Genomic DNA, 15,928 nt, shown 5'->3' with positions numbered 1-15,928 from the left:
TGTCGCCGCTGGGCTGGGAGCACATCAACCTAACCGGCGATTACGTCTGGCGGCAGAGCCGCAGACTGGAAGACGGGAAGTTTCGGCCCTTACGGATGCCCGGAAAACCTTAGCGTACGATTTTTTCCGAATTCTGCGGGCTCCCCCACTAGGGCGCGGCGTAGCAGATCAGCGGTTTTAACGGCCGGATCGTTGGCCAGGGCAATCAGTTCGGGGATGAGTGCGGGCATGGACGTGCTCCTAGGCGATATTAGGCCCCCATTGTACTCGGTTTCGGTGGTTTGGATTGCAGGACTGCAAACGGCAGGATCCCGGCCCCACGCTGGCCGGTTTTTCCCGCCGCTTTGGCCGCTGACCAAGAAAGCAAACGCCCCGCATAAGCAGGGCGTGATCTGGGCACCATCGTTACAGGCCGTACTGGCCCACCTCGTGGATCCATTTTGTATCGTCATTGCCTGGCCGACCCGCGGTATACCCTGCCCAACAGAAGAACAGCAGGGCGCCTATCACCAGCAACACCTGCACAACCGTGAACCCCGCTCTGGCGCCATAACGATTTTTTTTCAACGCCTCCAGTATCCAGATCCCAGCGGCAACAAACAGCAGGATCAGCAGCGCTGTCATGCCCTCCTGTCTGATCCCCGCGATCAGCATCTTCAACGCATCCCAAACCCAAACCATCATGTCACCCTCCAGAACTACCAAGCCACGCTGTTTCGCGCAAAACACTGTATCCATATACAGTCTCGCAAGCGTACCATGCCGCCCCGCTCGAGCGCACCACCGACCATCCTCCCTTGTCGGGTGAGCGGCGGGATCAGCGCAACGCGGCAGCCGTCCCCCGTTCCATCAGCTGCCGCTCAAGGTGGCCAGCCAGCCCAGCGCCTGCGCCGCCAACACTCCCCCGCCGGCGCCTACCAGCACAGCCCGCACGCTGTCTGCCACGGCGCCGATCACCGGCCATTTTGGGTTAGGGGAGGCGGCCTGGGCCTTGAGGGTGTCCAGTTCGGCCTGCAGCTCTGCACACGCTTCTCCCTGCAGCTGTCCTTGTGCAATCACCTGCTGCAGCCACGGCAACAATGCAGCCAGCGCCTCGGCCTTCTGCTCGCCTGTCACTGTCTGCTGTTGCTGGCCGCCGGGCGAGCTCTGCATGAACTGAAAACCGGGGGCATCCCCCCCGATATGGATGTTCACCGGCGCCAGCTGCTGGGCCTGCTGCTGCTCCTGGGAGGTAAAGCTCATCCCGTCCCCCTGGATCCCCGCCTCGGCCAAGTCGAGTGCCCAAGTCAGCAGCTTGTCTCGGACCGCCTCAATAAGCCCACGAACTTGGTTTGACCCCAAGGCGAGTTCTGGCACGCCTGGCAGTGAAAGCTCTTGTATCAGAAATTGGCTCTGTTCGGGGGTGAAGAACGAACGAACAACTTCACCAGGTACAGCCAGGTCCTCCAAGGCCCCCATCGGATGACCAAACCGGGATTCCGTTATTAACCTGTTCATCTCGGCATTCCTAATTGGCAATGGAAGCCTCCCATGACCAGGCACATCGACTTTGAGCTCACCTTGCAGCACACGGTAGGGCGGTAAATCCCCGGGCTGCGGATAGCCTTGCAGTTCATGGTCTATCCAAGCGGCCCACTCGGGCTGCTTGAGCAAGCGGGCGGCCACCATAGCCTTGCGCAGCAGGTCGGTGGTTTTGACGGTCGGATCGCTGGCCATGGCGATCAGCTCGGGGATAAGGGCGGGCATCGGATGCTCCTATGGGTCGACAAGGGAGGCCCATTGTAGGGGTCGTTTGCGGGAGAGGGCGAAATCCTACGCTAAGGCTTTGGCCAACGATATTCTCCGGTAAGATTGATGTGTTCCGAGGGGATAGGAGAAGTCGCTTGATATCTAGTATGACGTCTGTCGCACCTGCTTGATCGCGGCCGCGATAGCTAGATCGCGTTGCTCCTCTTCTCCATCCGCGTTCCAAGCTGCGGAAAGGCACCCATAAGCGTACGCCTGGTCGAGCAGGCGACGCGGATCGACGTCCAGCGCACGAGAGAATGCGTCCGCCATCTGTGCAATGCGTCTGGGATCGAGACAAAGGTCGTCTCTGTCAGCCGGATCGTAGAACATATTGGCGGCGCCAAAGCCCACTTCACCGACCAGACCGACGGGATCTATCACCAGCCAGCCGCGACTGGAGAACATGATGTTTTCATGATGCAGATCGCCATGTAGCCCACGCAGTTCCGAGGCATTGCTCATCATTTGATCGGCTATAATCGCCGCGTGGACGTAGTCAGTTTGACAACCTGCGTTTTGATCATCGCGCGCCCGCTGAAACAAAGCTGCAAAGCGATCCCGGATCGGGAGAAGGGCAGAAGGCAGGGGTTCCTCAGATGCGGCATACAGCTTCGCCATTAGTTCCGCTGCAATTTCGGTCGCCTGGTAGTCGCCGTGCTCGGCAACGATGTGAGAGAGCATTCGCTCCCCGGCATATTCGAGCAACATCAGATTGTTCTCACGACCGAGCAACCGGACTGCTCCCCTCCCATTGCGCCATACCAGATAGTCGGCCCCGCGCAGTTCATCAGCAATGTCTTCTATAGGTTTCAATCCCTTGACGATTGCAGGAGTCCCGTCTGGCAATGAAACTTTCCAAACGAGGCTGGAAAAGGTGTCCGCAATGAGAACAGGTTGCGAAACGTGCCAATGAGCAGGAAAAACAGGCGGCATGAACATCAACCCCAAGTCAGAGGGTCCAATCGCAGATAGAAGGCAAGGCGTTCGCGGTCGGGGGCTTCGATCCCCAATACATTGAATAGGACAGCGAAGGCGCGCTCTGCTTCATCTGGCGCTGCCCAGTTCTCTTCGGCGTTAGCAATCATGAGTGCCAAATCGGCATAGCGATCTGCTGTTCCGAGCCGCCCAAGGTCGATCAGACCCGTGCATTGAAGAGTTTTAGGGTCCACCATGAAGTTCGGCATGCAGGGATCACCATGGCAAACAACCATATCGGTGCGCTCTTGGTCGAGCCGCACCGGTAGCTCTCGTTCGACACGAGCCAAAAGATCGAGCTGCGGCGTACTCTTGTCCTCGTCCGGTAAGAAGTCGGGATTGACGGCATTGCGGGACACCACATCAACGGCGCGTCCGAACATTCGCGACAGCCTGCGCTCAAACGGACATTGATCAACCAATAGGCTGTGAACAGCGCCAAGTTGCTGCCCCATTGACGGCCACGCTTTGAGCAAATCCGCTCCAGACAGATCAGCCGCCGGTACTCCCGGAATTGCCGTTATCACCAAGCATGCACCCTCCTGTTCCTCCTGCCAGTTGATCACCTCGGGGCAAGCCACACCTCGACCTTTGAGCCAAATGAGGCGGTCACGCTCTCCAGCGAGCTCACCGCGGCGGGAAGCAGGTGCGATTTTCGCGAAGGCATGCCCGTCACCACGTCGAAAAACAAAATCACCAGATTCTCCGCCTCTGACAGGCAACCAGTCAGAATGCGATTCACCAAAAAAAATATTAGTTCGATTCAATGGAGGTTCCTTCAGTTTTCTGATGAAGCGCGGAGGTGGCTCAACCTGCGAAAAGAAACGAGTTGCTACGTAAGTCCGAGAACATGCTTTCCATGGTCTCTGAGCTCGCCTTTGGGACCGACATATCGGTAGAGAGTGACGCGCTCGATGCCGAGTTCCTTGCAGAGATCGGAAACTGAAGTATCGCGCTGGGCCATGGCGGCTTGCGCGAGACGCACCTGAGCTTTGGTGAGCGCGAATTTTCGTCCGCCCTTGCGACCGCGCGCTCTCGCGGAGGCGAGACCCGCCATGGTGCGCTCTCGGATCAGATCCCGCTCGAACTCGGCTAAGGTGGCGAAGATTCCGAACACCATGCGACCGGACGCAGTCGTGGTGTCGATCTGAGCGCCCTTTCCAGTCAGAACCCGCAGGCCGATCTTGCGGTCTGACAGCTCCTTCACCGTGTTGACCAGATGGGCAAGCGATCGTCCGAGGCGATCGAGCTTCCAGACCACCAGCACATCGCCGTCACGCAATGACTTGAGGCAGGCAGTCAAGCCAGGGCGATCATCACGACCGCCGGAAGCAAGATCATCATAGATATTGTCCCGTTCGACACCTGCGGCGCGCAAGGCGTCGTGCTGCAGGTCGAGAGACTGCGAGCCATCGGCTTTGGAGACGCGGGCATATCCGATCAGCATGTATCACAAACGTTGGTTTGAGGCGGCGCTTCGGCCACGATTGCATTGACCTCTGGAAATGTATCTCAACCAGCTTCATAAATAAAGCGTCTTGAACGCTATCAGATTTTGAAAAAGGAACATGTATGCCGCGTCGCGTCACTCTAACCGATCGGCAGAAAGACGCGCTGTTGCGCTTGCCGACTTCACAGACGGATTTGCTCAAGCACTATACGCTGAGTGATGAAGACCTTGGGCATATCAGGCTGCGTCGGCGCGCTCACAACAGGTTCGGCTTCGCCCTGCAATTGTGTGTCCTGCGCTATCCCGGCCGGGTGCTGGCTCCAGGCGAACTGATCCCTGCAGAGGTCATCGAATTTATCGGAGCGCAGCTTGGCCTGGGTGCCGACGATCTCGTAGACTATGCTGCCCGCGAGGAAACACGGCACGAGCATCTTGCCGAGTTACGGGGGCTCTACGGCTTCCGCACCTTCTCCGGACGTGGTGCGAGGGAGCTGAAGGAATGGTTGTTCCGAGAAGCCGAGATGGCGGTGTCGAACGAGGATATCGCCCGTCGCTTCGTAGCCGAGTGCCGACGCACCCGCACTGTCCTTCCCGCGACATCCACGATCGAGCGGCTTTGTGCCGCGGCTCTCGTCGATGCCGAGCGACGCATCGAGACGAGGATCGCCAGTCGGCTGCCTATGCCGATCCGAGAACAGTTGCTGGCATTGCTCGAGGAGACGGCTGATGATCGGGTGACCCGTTTTGTGTGGCTGCGCCAGTTCGAGCCTGGCTCGAACTCTTCGTCGGCCAACCGGCTGCTCGACCGGCTCGAATATCTGCAACGCGTCGATCTCCCCGAGGATCTGCTTGCCGGCGTTCCTGCCCATCGGGTGACTCGTCTGCGCAGGCAGGGTGAACGGTATTATGCCGACGGCATGCGCGATCTCCCGGAGGACAGGCGGCTTGCGATCTTGGCTGTTTGCGTCTCGGAATGGCAGGCGATGTTGGCCGACGCAGTGGTCGAAACCCACGACCGGATCGTCGGCCGTCTCTACCGTGCTTCGGAGCGTATTTGCCATGCAAAGGTCGCAGACGAAGCGGGGGTGGTGCGTGACACCCTGAAATCCTTCGCCGAGATCGGGGGCGCCCTGGTCGATGCACAGGATGATGGCCAGCCGCTGGGCGATGTCATCGCGAGTGGGTCAGGGTGGGACGGCTTAAAAACCCTTGTTGCAATGGCAATCAGGCTGACCGCCACCATGGCCGACGATCCGCTCAATCATGTGCTCGACGGTTATCACCGCTTCCGCCGATTCACTCCACGCATGTTGCGCCTGCTCGATCTGCGAGCTGCGCCCGTTGCACTGCCGCTTCTGGAAGCGGTGACGGTCCTTCGTACCGGTTTGAACGATGCCGCGATGACCAGCTTCTTGCGGCCCAGCTCGAAATGGCATCGCCACCTTCGGGCCCAGAGGGCTGGCGACGCTCGCCTATGGGAGATCGCGGTGCTGTTCCATCTGCGCGATGCGTTCCGCTCCGGAGATGTCTGGCTTACTAGGTCCCGGCGCTATGGCGATCTGAAACACGCACTCGTTCCGGCACAAGCCATCGCGGAAGGCGGTCGTCTCGCTGTGCCATTGCGGCCGGAGGAATGGCTGGCAGACCGGCAAGCTCGCCTCGACATGCGGTTGCGCGAGCTTGGCCGTGCCGCTCGCGCAGGCACGATCCCGGGCGGGTCGATTGAGAACGGCGTTCTGCATATCGAGAAACTCGAAGCCGCCGCGCCGACAGGCGCCGAAGATCTGGTGCTCGATCTCTACAAGCAGATCCCGCCCACGCGCATCACCGATCTCCTGCTGGAGGTGGATGCGGCGACCGGCTTCACCGAAGCGTTCACCCATCTGCGCACAGGAGCACCCTGCGCTGACCGGATCGGGCTAATGAACGTTATCTTGGCGGAAGGGATCAACCTCGGCTTGCGCAAAATGGCGGATGCGACAAACACCCACACCTTCTGGGAATTGATCCGCATTGGACGGTGGCATGTCGAGGGCGAAGCCTATGACCGGGCGCTGGCCATGGTGGTCGAGGCACAGGCAGCGTTACCCATGGCCCGGTTCTGGGGCATGGGCACGTCGGCTTCGAGCGACGGACAGTTCTTCGTCGCTACAGAGCAAGGTGAGGCCATGAACCTGGTCAACGCGAAATATGGCAATACCCCGGGCCTGAAAGCCTATAGCCACGTCTCCGACCAATATGCGCCGTTCGCAACCCAGGTGATTCCTGCAACGGCAAGCGAAGCGGCTTACATCCTCGATGGCCTGCTGATGAACGATGCTGGACGCCATATCCGCGAGCAGTTCACCGACACGGGCGGCTTCACCGATCACGTCTTTGCCGCATGTGCCATTCTCGGCTACCGGTTCGCTCCGCGCATCCGCGACCTGCCATCCAAACGGCTCTACGCGTTCAATCCGTCGGCCGCCCCGGCGCACCTGCGAGCGTTGATCGGCGGAAAGGTCAACCAAGCCATGATCGAGCGCAATTGGCCCGACATCCTGCGCATCGCCGCCACCATTGCTGCCGGGACCGTCGCGCCAAGCCAGATTCTGCGGAAACTCGCCTCCTATCCGCGGCAGAACGAGCTCGCGACAGCCCTGCGGGAAGTCGGTCGCGTCGAGCGCACCCTGTTCATGATCGACTGGATTCTGGATGCCGAACTCCAACGGCGTGCCCAGATCGGGCTCAACAAAGGCGAAGCTCATCATGCGCTGAAGCGGGCAATCAGCTTCCACCGCCGCGGTGAAATCCGCGACCGTTCCGCCGAAGGCCAGCATTACCGCATCGCCGGCATGAATCTGCTCGCCGCCATCATCATCTTCTGGAACACCATGAAGCTCGGCGAGGTCGTTGCAAACCAGAAACGCGATGGAAAGCTGCTATCGCCCGATCTCTTGGCCCATGTTTCGCCGCTCGGATGGGAACACATCAATCTCACCGGAGAATATCGCTGGCCAAAGCCTTAGCGTAGGATTCCGCCCCCTCCCGCAAACGACCCCTTGTACCCGGTTTGGCCCTGTCGGTTGCAGGGCTGCAAGCGGCAGGATCCCGGCCCCTCGCTGGCCGGTTTTCCCCGGTACTTTGGCCGCTGACCAATAAAACAAAGCCCCGCAGGGCGGGGCAATGTGTGACGGCAAGGCCGGTGATCACGGTCGGAGCGGGGGAGGCGGTCACCTGACTTTGTGGAAGATGATGAGGATCAGGGGGACGCAGATCAGGAAGCCCAGGGAGGCCGCGTCAAACACCACACCGGTGGCTTGCATCACCGCGTCCATCATGGCGCGGTGATACTCCAACGAGACGGGGCCGGTCCCGATCACGCTCTCCTTCTCCGCAATGTGCCCGAAACTTGTCGAGGCCACCCCCAGCCAGAGGTAATAGCCCAGCGACACCAGCGCAATGCCGGCCCAACGCAACACGGTTTTGGTCTTACTTGCTGACATGGTTTTCTCCACCTAATAACCCCCCTACCGTGCCGCCAGAGTACGGCGAGAGCCAAGGGCAGACGCGGCCTCGGCCATGGCCCGGTATGCGCGGGTGTCTGGGTTGTCCTCGTTCGCCGGCATCACTCCATCGGTATTCGGGTATTGCCGCCGAAACTCGCTGGTCATATCGACAACCAGCATCGAGGGCTCGGCACTTTTCTTCATCAGGTAACGCTGCAGCGACAACGGTACGGCAAAGTCCTCTTCCGACTCAACCCGCATCTGGGAGTGGGTGGTATAGCCGCCCTGGAACACCACGGATCCCGCCATTTTCAGGCCATCGGTGGCGTGGGTCGTACAGTTCTTCCCGGTTACATCGTACTGATCGATGGTGTGGCCACCGCGCCGGGTCATGTCGCCCATGGTGGGGGTGGGGATCGCCGGCGTCCCCTTTTTCCACAGGCGCTCGAAGTAGGCGCGGGTGATCGCGGGATCCGCGTCATCAATGCGAAATGCCTTGGCGCTCACGCCGTACAAGGCTGTTTGGTAGTAGGTTCGCGCATCCCCGAACTGGAAGAAGTTCAGCACCCCATCGCCAACGGCTCCCAGGGAGCCGCCCGTGCGGCCAAACCGCCCGTAGGTGTAAACATAGGGGTTGTTGTCCTGATGCACCGACACGAAGGCATGGCCGGCGCCGATGATCTCGGTCCACAGAAACACGCCGTTGGCCAGCGGGTTAACCGACTGGGTGCCGTCATAGGTGGGCTCAAGCCAGCAGCCTTGGGCCTGCGCCACGGGTGTGACGCTGATCGGGTGGTCTTTGCGTAGATAGGAGATCGGTTCGGCGGTTGCCAACCGCTTGTCTTGCCATAACCCCAGCCCTTTGCCGTACTGCCTCATACGCTCCGGCGTCATCATGCCCCCTATGGCAGACTCAAAAATGCCATTGTGTCATGTGTGGGTAAGCCGGCCAACCGAGGGGATGGCTTGATAAGTCACGGCCTGACCGTTGCAGTGCTGCAACCAGGGTCAACGCTGGGCGGTAAGCGCAGCGCGGCAGTGTCCTTTTACCCGCCGCTTTGGCCGCTGACCAAAAGCCAAATGCCCCTTGGCCACCCCCACACCCCAAGATGTTGTGTTGCTGCAGCTGGCCGGTGCCACTATATCTAGTGGATCTGCCAAGGATCTGGCCCGCGCCGCCCCCTCCCTGGCTCCCCCCGCGCTTTTGACTTTTCGCGCCATCCGGTAAAACACCCAAACCGGCGCCGGGCCGGTGCGGATTTATTGCCACTGACAGCGGCCCCCGGGATCTGGCATCCTGCCGATCACCGACTCACCCCCGCGACGAGGCTCCCGATGCAGATCGCCCCCCTTGTTCATGATCATGGCCAGGCGCTTGGCCATCTTCACCCGGACGACCTCCAGGAGTGCCCCGCCAGCAACCATGAAGAGTGGCGACTGCAAAACCGGCGCAGGCGCGGCATGTGCCGGCCCAGGGCAGGGGAGGCCGCCAAGCGGGTGGTGCTGTTGCCCATGGCTGGCCAACGTGCTACGTCAGGTCGGGATGCACGGTCTGGGGGCATATCTGCAGCGACATCATGGCTATCCGAGCAGGCCGAACATTGGTTGTCACGGCTAGCCCTGAACCGTGGGCAACTTCCACGTCCAGAGGTGAACTGAAAGCAAAAAAAACCCCGCATAGCGGGGTTCGATCGATTTTTACTGATATCAGTAGCAGTGCTACACGTACTTATTGACCCAGTGCGTAAACATGAATCCTGCGGCGACAACCAGAACGGCAAGAATATTAACAGTAGATGATTGAGCAAGTATTGTGCCTGCGTACTTGTAGACCAGTATTGGTTTTATTGCCAACACTGACCAGCCCAAGAGGATTGGCCAATACCTCGCATACCCCAAAGCCACCGTAATAACGCCTACAATGATGACGGGGATGAGATTGCGGCCTGCATCAACGACAGTATCAAGCGGCACGCCAATTGTTTTGGAAAGCCATAATAAAGCAAGAAGCACCGCGATTGCGATGACAACCACAAAACCACCACTGTTATTCATAGAACGCTCCTGATTTTTCATTATATTGGTGCATATCGAACTCCATTATTTTTGCTCAGCCGGTGGATTTCACCGCCTGTATCTTTGCTGATAAGCCTGGACGGATTGCCCGGGTTTGTGTTGGTCGCAAGTGGCACATTGCAGACCTAGTGCCATGAGACAGCCTTAGGCTGTTTCTGCATGTGCGCTGACGCCGGAGAAACATCGGTGAACAGACATGCAGAATCAGCCAACGAGGGCTTGAATGATAGATTGCGAAAAGGAACTGCCGGCAAGGTGAGGTCCGGGAATTGAAAATTGGGGCCAGGCCGATGGGCCGATCCCCTCACAGGCTCCGAGGACTGCGGCCAGATTACTCTTGTGCACGGAAAGCAGCAAGAGGAGTCGAATAGAAAGCCGAATTGGTGAACACAGTTGGAAATCTGACTCTACGTATCATGCATGCCGATATTAACTGCCATTCATGACAACAGGCTCAAAACCCCACAATGTTTCGACCTCATCAAACCGTGGTGCTTCAGCTCTGCTCAGCCACATCATGATAGCCTCAGTATGATTTGAAGCTAAGTCAATGCCTTGATCCCTGCACTGCTGAAGCCATGTCAATACAGAAGGGGATCTAGAGTCAATAATGATCTCTGTTGACTCCAATTCGATCTGGCAGCGGGATGGAAGAATGCTCGCGTACATGATCATGATTTCGCCCAATGAAGGGGCAGTTTGTGTATCTGTTGCCATAGTGTCTGTCTATCAATTTTTCCCTCGGCAGCATAGCTCAAAGCACTTCCGATAATCGGGTGTCAAAAGACAGGGGGGTTTTTGCATCCCTGTAGATAGCCTGTAGAATGCCAGAAAACATATGAAAATGAGTGGGTTATGACGCAAGAATTCGGCAAAACATTCAAGGTTTACCGGCAGGATCTATCAATGGCCGCCACCTTCCAGGCAGTGAAGGCTCAGGCCGGTTATCTAACTGTGCGACTTGAGTTGGCCCCCATGTCCGGAAGCAATGCGCACTGGGAGAATAAGTGGGGGATTAACATTTCATTCAAGGAGCTGCATGCAGTTGCGTCCGTCCTAACTGGCATTAAGAAGACTTGCACAGGCACATTTCATGGAGAAGGGAAAAACCATAGTTACGACTTTTCAAACAATGGGGCAGGGATACAATTGGTGATACATTTTGCAGGTCATCGCCGCTCGATAACCCTCAACGGAAGTGATTCATTTTGGTTGTCTACCCTGGTCATTGATGCCATTGCGAAAAATGCCCCCCCGGGGTTTGCAAGCAATCTCATAATGCCGCTCATCCAAAGAACTCAGTTTTGATCCGATTATTACTTGGCGCCAATTACCACTCATTGGCGCCATGAACATTGAGGCGGTTTATAATTCTTGGTTAATTATCCCCCCCCTCGGAATAGCGGCTAAATACATCTTCCTCTGCAATAACAGCTCGCATTTCATCCCTACTCGTTTCAGTGTAAATCGAGGTGGTTGATATGTTTGAGTGCCCCATCAAATCTGACACTGTTTGAATGTCACTACGTTTTAGATTTTTTTGTGCGAAGGTATACCTTAGGTCATGTGGCGTGGCTCTCTCAATACCAGCCAAGATCAGCCTTTGCTCCATCATACGGTTTACGCTTGAACGGTCGAGAGGTCTCAATTGCCCAAGCATGTGAGTCGGAATCCGCTTCCTAATTACATCATTCTCTGTATATCGTACCGCTTTACCACCTCTATTGATTGAGCAGAATAATGGCCCAAGGTCATCACCTCTGACCTCTGTCCAATTTCCAAATATTTCACGCAGCCCTCTAGGCATGGGCAGTGTTCTTGGCTTATTCCCTTTACCTTTGTATACCAGCAATTCCCCATCAATAGCACCAGCCCACCGAATATGTTCAATCTGTAGGCCAACAACTTCCATCCGCCGTAATCCACACCCCCTCATAACAGACAGCATTGCCATATCACGAAGTCCTTTTGGGCTTTGATCTGCCCCCAACATACTGAATAAACACGATATTTCTTCGTCAGTTAAGCTCCTGTGGGGGCGAATTTCGCCACGCCCTTGCGAACCCTTGATGTTCTTTGACGCCATGATAGCATCATATTCGCCTTGATTTTCATCCGGGATCATCCGTAGCAATTTTGCAGTTTTTAATACTGAGCGAATCATGCTCATATGTCGATGTATCGTCTTTGGGGCTAACCCTTGTTGTTCGAGATAACGCATTGTTATCTGGTAATGATTGGACGTCATAAGATGCCACGGAGCAACTTCAGGTTCTGAGCTATACAATAGCTGGCTTATTTTACCTAATGTTGATTTCGCCGTCGAACGGCTGCCAGAAGATAGTGTAGCGAGGTATCCTGTATATGGTGAATCAGGAAATTGGTCAATTCTGCCAGCAAGTGTGTTATCACCGTACCGAGCGAGAGTTGTTGACTGCCTCTGCATGGTAGACTCCCTGCTGTCCGCGGGAATTAATTCACCCTTGAATTTATTCAACTAACCTTCCCCCCTAACATGCGTAGCATTTCGTTCATAGTCTGCAGTTTTGCTTCCTGCTGAATAATTACAACTCTTGCCGCTTTTAGTTCATCCTGTGCGACCGTGGCATTGTTGTTGGCAGCAAGAATTTGTTCTGAAAGCTGAACAATATCATATTCAAGTTTATGTACTTTCATAACTAACTGTTGCTCTGCAAGCCCAGCATTTTGCAACTGCTGACGCAGGGTTTCGCATTCGTTCTTTACTGTATCCATGTCGGTCAATTGGTTCTGAAACATGAGAGCCTTATGCTCTAGCTCAATGCTATTCCGCTGGCATGAACGCAATGCTTCTTGTGTGGCGTCAAGCTGACTTGCTTGGGCAAGTAATTGATCTTTGGCCTGGAGCAATTCCGCCTTTGACGAGGAATTTTCAGATTGAAGTTGACCTACGGTGGAATGGGATTCAGCAAGCTGACTCTGTAATTCAACGCGTTGCGCAGTCGACATATCGAGGGCTGATTGTAAACGGGTGGCTTCGAGCTGAAACGCTGTCGATTTTTCTTTTTCATTCTGGGCTATTGCTTGAGTGTCATCGACAAGAATCCTGGCGTCCTGCAAATTATCTGATGCCATTTCGAGCGCAGAGGTTAGTCTAGCCACTTCCAACTTGGAAGAACTTAGGGCTTCTGAAACTTCGGCATGCCGATTTTGAAGCTCCTGAGCCTGCGCATTCATCTGGTCATTAAGTGCCTGCTGCCGTTCGAGTTGTTCCACCAACACAACATTCTCTGCCTCGATTGCCTCGATTGCTGATTCATTCATCTTGGCCTGATCATCCATTCGACGCCGCTCGGCAAGTAGGTCCATTTGTGAGCATTCTGCCGCAATGCGCCACACCTGCTCGATGAGTTCCATGCCGGCGGCCGATACCGACGAAGGCACATTAGTGCTGCTCGGGGCAGGGCGATTTGCGCTTTGCCATTCCCTCAACACCGGGCCGACCTGGGAGTTAGAGCCACGGCCTAGCCTTTGAATAATGAGCTTGTATGTTGGCGCATGGCCAGTAGAGGCAACCTCCTCAATGGCATTCCAGATATCGTCTCGCTGCAAGGCTACCTTCGTTTTCATATCCCCTCCCAATGATGATCGCTCAAAAATATTAACTTTGTAGTGTGTAGTATGTCCCTACATACGACATTACACAACAACCAGAAGCGTGCATGGAGGTAAGCGGCGCTAAAATCCGATTCACAATCTATACCAGCCGTCAAGATAACCCACTAAAAATACATAACGCAATGAAATGTATATTCTATTGCGTTAGATTTCTGCTGGGGGTAGGATTGCACTTGTCGTTGTAATCATTGCTACATTGCGACATTACATGCGATGTGAATGAATCCATGGCCATATGCTACCAGTCACGATATGGTTGATGAGCTGGAAAACAAAGAAGAAGGAGGATGTGTGAGGAGCTTGTTTTTGGGGGTTGACCACCGATTTGTCGCGCTGGCCTTTCTGGGGTCCACGGTTGCGGCCGGTTGCGCACTGCGGTTTGGGTCTGGAGCAGATTTCGCAGCTGGTTATTATGCACTCACAGCGCTGATCATGGCCATAGGACTAGGGTGCCTGTATGGCGGGGTATCAGCGAACTACCAGGGCTTAAGTTGGCAATTATTCCAGTACCCATACGACACAGGTGCCCGTGCCCGCCTGGCATCGCTGTTGGTTATTCGCCGCCGAGCAGCGATTGGGTTCGGAATTGCAATGGCAATGACCAACAATTGTCTTATGTTGGCGGCATTTGGGAGCGATGTATTTTCTGTCACTTCACTCGGGGTATTGGCGGGAGGCTTTTTCGTGTTGGCGTGTCAGTGGCATTCCAAAAGGAAAGTGGCTTAATACGAACTTGAATGCGATTGATGAATCGTCAAAAAAGCCCACTCTCTTTGAAATCTAGCGCCTTGAGCTACCCATTTCCCAAAACGCCTCGAATCGTCATCTCTCACGATGTAGATCTGCACTCTCAGGCGCAAAAGGCACCGAAATCGGCTGCACTTTCAGGAAGTGTCATCTCCCATGGACGAGGTGTTGGCTCGTAATAACGGATCCCTACCGTTTTAGCAGCGTTCTTCATCTCGCTCAATATCAATTTAGCAGAGTTCGCGACAGCGAATCGGTGTGATGGGAGAACTGAACTGATTCCTTCCTGCAGGAGGGATGGATAAAAATGATTGGATTGAATATCACCGATACCAACTTGAATGCCGACTGCATCATATATTTCGGCAAGCCCTTTGGTATCTAAACGTTCGGGAAACATGCCTAGTGAATCTGGGGTTCCCATTAAAATAAAATGTTTATTGTGTGCTAGCAGTGCGACATGCTTTGTCACGGTTTCAACGAAACGATAATCAGCCAATATTTGCATGCTAATTGGGATGAACATTTTCGGAGCTTCACCAATAGCATCACGAGGAATGCTTTTCCAAACATCCAATGCTTTACCAAGAAGGTATGAACCAAGTAAAAACTCTACATCGTAGGTGTAGGTTGCAAAGCGCATAGAAAGCGGTAAGCGCAGTACAAGTGCGTTCGTAGTATCCCCATCAGCCGGGAATACCGGATCTAGGGTAAGCTTGATGCTATCAGCAGCAATTGCCTGGCGAGCCAATTGAGCCGCCGTGAGTTTGTCTGGTTTCATGTTGTTATGTTTTTTTCTCCGCTTGTCTTTAGGCATTGTGACACACCTCCGTAAGCGAAATTAATAGTCAGCTGAGGTGATGGTTTTTCACAGCAGCAATCACAGCATGGCAGTTCGGGACTCAAATTACAACTAACCAAATGTGTGGTTTGGCTACATTACAATGCCTGACCACATGAAAATGTTAACATACTATTACGCGCTTCATTTCATTTGGCAAGGTAAACCCCCTCCTTCGTTCAGCGTTGCGCAAGGTAATCCAACTCTCCTATAGCGCCTCTCATACGTAACCCATTTCATTTCCCTTCATTTTTCCCAGAACTCCCCCCTACCCCCGCCAATGGTATTGAGCTTCGCACAAAGGAACGGCTGAGACAGGATCGGACGCAGGCCTCAAGGGGTAACAACGCCACCCAACAGCCAAGGCCGAGACCTTGAATCCGCACCCCATCAGCAGGCACCACCCACAGTGATGGGTGCTCTAGGTCCCGACAGCCAGGCGGGACAGGCCCCTCCTGCAACACATACCAGCCAGCGGTGGCCGGCTGCCCGCCAGATACACCTTGCCGGACGCAGCACCGGATCCCTTTCCCCGCTCCCACCCTGGGCCCCGAGCTCGTCGACGACCCAGGGCGCCGGATCCCGGAGACGGCCCGGGGACAACCTGCAGCACCGGACCACCCACCGGTGGCCACCCTGGGCCCTGGGCTCGTCGGCGGGCCGGGAGCCACCTGCAGAACCGGTTCACCCGCCGGGCCGCCGGCAGTGGCCACCTTGGGCACCGAGCTCATCGGCGACCCGGGGCACCAGGTCCCGACCCCCGCCCGGGGGCCACCTCCCCACCGGATCACCCGCACGGCCACCGGCATTGGCCACCTGCAGCACCGGTTCACCCGCCTGGCCGCCGGCAGTGGCCACCCTGAGCCCTGGGCTCGTCGGCGGGCCGGGAGCCACCTGCAGAACCGG

The 15,928-nt window shown here is 55.9% G+C and carries 15 protein-coding genes; 3 read left to right on the top strand and 12 right to left on the bottom strand.

Annotated elements, in window-relative coordinates:
- Positions 1-89 precede the first annotated feature (89 nt).
- The 6 genes from J9892_RS15585 to J9892_RS15560 all read right to left on the bottom strand — a co-directional run bounded on the left by J9892_RS15585 (position 90) and on the right by J9892_RS15560 (position 4,210).
- On the bottom strand, positions 90-230 hold the full coding sequence (locus J9892_RS15585; protein WP_210538570.1) for a hypothetical protein: 141 nt from the start codon (positions 228-230) through the stop codon (positions 90-92).
- Between the two features lie 175 nt (positions 231-405).
- Positions 406-738, bottom strand: a complete 333-nt coding sequence (locus J9892_RS15580; protein WP_210538569.1) for a hypothetical protein — start codon at positions 736-738, stop codon at positions 406-408.
- A gap of 111 nt (positions 739-849) precedes the next feature.
- The gene (locus J9892_RS15575) at positions 850-1,746 is read right to left on the bottom strand and encodes a hypothetical protein (RefSeq protein ID WP_246876688.1); all 897 of its coding nucleotides are present in this window, start codon (positions 1,744-1,746) and stop codon (positions 850-852) included.
- A gap of 144 nt (positions 1,747-1,890) precedes the next feature.
- Positions 1,891-2,727: an aminoglycoside O-phosphotransferase APH(6)-Id gene (locus tag J9892_RS15570; RefSeq protein ID WP_000480968.1), complete on the bottom strand. Its 837-nt coding sequence runs from the start codon at positions 2,725-2,727 to the stop codon at positions 1,891-1,893.
- Entirely contained in the window at positions 2,727-3,530 is an 804-nt protein-coding gene (aph(3'')-Ib, locus tag J9892_RS15565) for an aminoglycoside O-phosphotransferase APH(3'')-Ib (protein WP_010794532.1), read from the bottom strand. The genes J9892_RS15570 and aph(3'')-Ib overlap by 1 nt, the downstream gene beginning before the upstream one ends.
- A 65-nt stretch (positions 3,531-3,595) precedes the next feature.
- Positions 3,596-4,210, bottom strand: a complete 615-nt coding sequence (locus J9892_RS15560; protein ID WP_000904906.1) for a recombinase family protein — start codon at positions 4,208-4,210, stop codon at positions 3,596-3,598.
- 125 nt (positions 4,211-4,335) lie between these two features.
- Here J9892_RS15560 and J9892_RS15555 point away from each other — a divergent pair, with 125 nt between their 5' ends.
- Positions 4,336-7,221 (top strand): Tn3 family transposase, encoded by a 2,886-nt coding sequence (locus J9892_RS15555; RefSeq protein ID WP_010794533.1) that lies wholly within the window; start codon positions 4,336-4,338, stop codon positions 7,219-7,221.
- Positions 7,222-7,425: 204 nt separating this feature from the next.
- Here J9892_RS15555 and J9892_RS15550 read toward each other — a convergent pair whose 3' ends face one another.
- The 3 genes from J9892_RS15550 to J9892_RS15540 form a co-directional block, all read right to left on the bottom strand.
- The gene (locus tag J9892_RS15550) at positions 7,426-7,698 is read right to left on the bottom strand and encodes a hypothetical protein (protein WP_042041025.1); all 273 of its coding nucleotides are present in this window, start codon (positions 7,696-7,698) and stop codon (positions 7,426-7,428) included.
- 24 nt (positions 7,699-7,722) lie between these two features.
- Positions 7,723-8,595 (bottom strand): hypothetical protein, encoded by an 873-nt coding sequence (locus tag J9892_RS15545; RefSeq protein ID WP_210538568.1) that lies wholly within the window; start codon positions 8,593-8,595, stop codon positions 7,723-7,725.
- Between the two features lie 825 nt (positions 8,596-9,420).
- On the bottom strand, positions 9,421-9,756 hold the full coding sequence (locus J9892_RS15540; protein ID WP_210538567.1) for a hypothetical protein: 336 nt from the start codon (positions 9,754-9,756) through the stop codon (positions 9,421-9,423).
- 876 nt (positions 9,757-10,632) lie between these two features.
- On the opposite strand from J9892_RS15540, the gene J9892_RS15535 reads away from it, so the two are divergent.
- Positions 10,633-11,085, top strand: a complete 453-nt coding sequence (locus tag J9892_RS15535; protein WP_210538566.1) for a hypothetical protein — start codon at positions 10,633-10,635, stop codon at positions 11,083-11,085.
- A gap of 70 nt (positions 11,086-11,155) precedes the next feature.
- Here J9892_RS15535 and J9892_RS15530 read toward each other — a convergent pair whose 3' ends face one another.
- Together J9892_RS15530 and J9892_RS15525 are read right to left on the bottom strand one after the other, a co-directional pair.
- Positions 11,156-12,274: a tyrosine-type recombinase/integrase gene (locus tag J9892_RS15530; protein WP_210538565.1), complete on the bottom strand. Its 1,119-nt coding sequence runs from the start codon at positions 12,272-12,274 to the stop codon at positions 11,156-11,158.
- Entirely contained in the window at positions 12,271-13,386 is a 1,116-nt protein-coding gene (locus tag J9892_RS15525) for a DNA-binding protein (RefSeq protein WP_210538564.1), read from the bottom strand. The genes J9892_RS15530 and J9892_RS15525 overlap by 4 nt, the downstream gene beginning before the upstream one ends.
- Positions 13,387-13,686: 300 nt before the next feature.
- On the opposite strand from J9892_RS15525, the gene J9892_RS15520 reads away from it, so the two are divergent.
- On the top strand, positions 13,687-14,160 hold the full coding sequence (locus J9892_RS15520) for a hypothetical protein (RefSeq protein WP_210538563.1): 474 nt from the start codon (positions 13,687-13,689) through the stop codon (positions 14,158-14,160).
- A gap of 124 nt (positions 14,161-14,284) precedes the next feature.
- On the opposite strand, the gene J9892_RS15515 is transcribed toward J9892_RS15520, so the two are convergent.
- Positions 14,285-14,998, bottom strand: coding sequence for a hypothetical protein (locus J9892_RS15515; protein WP_210538562.1), 714 nt, complete (start codon positions 14,996-14,998; stop codon positions 14,285-14,287).
- Positions 14,999-15,928 lie beyond the last annotated feature (930 nt).

The organism is Aeromonas sp. Prich7-2 (assembly GCF_017939255.1).
Lineage (GTDB): Bacteria > Pseudomonadota > Gammaproteobacteria > Enterobacterales > Aeromonadaceae > Aeromonas > Aeromonas caviae.
Note: the sequence above shows the minus strand (reverse complement) of the source record. Positions and strands in the feature narration are given on the sequence as shown.

Excerpts from the sequence above, each read along its gene's own strand:
- J9892_RS15570 (WP_000480968.1), bottom strand. The coding sequence starts at position 2,727 with ATGTTCATGCCGCCTGTTTTTCCTGCTCATTGGCACGTTTCGCAACCT.
- J9892_RS15535 (WP_210538566.1), top strand. The coding sequence starts at position 10,633 with ATGACGCAAGAATTCGGCAAAACATTCAAGGTTTACCGGCAGGATCTA.
- J9892_RS15560 (WP_000904906.1), bottom strand. The coding sequence starts at position 4,210 with ATGCTGATCGGATATGCCCGCGTCTCCAAAGCCGATGGCTCGCAGTCT.
- J9892_RS15575 (WP_246876688.1), bottom strand. The coding sequence starts at position 1,746 with ATGCCCGCCCTTATCCCCGAGCTGATCGCCATGGCCAGCGATCCGACC.
- J9892_RS15525 (WP_210538564.1), bottom strand. The coding sequence starts at position 13,386 with ATGAAAACGAAGGTAGCCTTGCAGCGAGACGATATCTGGAATGCCATT.
- J9892_RS15540 (WP_210538567.1), bottom strand. The coding sequence starts at position 9,756 with ATGAATAACAGTGGTGGTTTTGTGGTTGTCATCGCAATCGCGGTGCTT.
- J9892_RS15545 (WP_210538568.1), bottom strand. The coding sequence starts at position 8,595 with ATGACGCCGGAGCGTATGAGGCAGTACGGCAAAGGGCTGGGGTTATGG.
- J9892_RS15515 (WP_210538562.1), bottom strand. The coding sequence starts at position 14,998 with ATGCCTAAAGACAAGCGGAGAAAAAAACATAACAACATGAAACCAGAC.
- J9892_RS15555 (WP_010794533.1), top strand. The coding sequence starts at position 4,336 with ATGCCGCGTCGCGTCACTCTAACCGATCGGCAGAAAGACGCGCTGTTG.
- J9892_RS15585 (WP_210538570.1), bottom strand. The coding sequence starts at position 230 with ATGCCCGCACTCATCCCCGAACTGATTGCCCTGGCCAACGATCCGGCC.
- J9892_RS15580 (WP_210538569.1), bottom strand. The coding sequence starts at position 738 with ATGGATACAGTGTTTTGCGCGAAACAGCGTGGCTTGGTAGTTCTGGAG.
- J9892_RS15550 (WP_042041025.1), bottom strand. The coding sequence starts at position 7,698 with ATGTCAGCAAGTAAGACCAAAACCGTGTTGCGTTGGGCCGGCATTGCG.
- J9892_RS15520 (WP_210538563.1), top strand. The coding sequence starts at position 13,687 with ATGGTTGATGAGCTGGAAAACAAAGAAGAAGGAGGATGTGTGAGGAGC.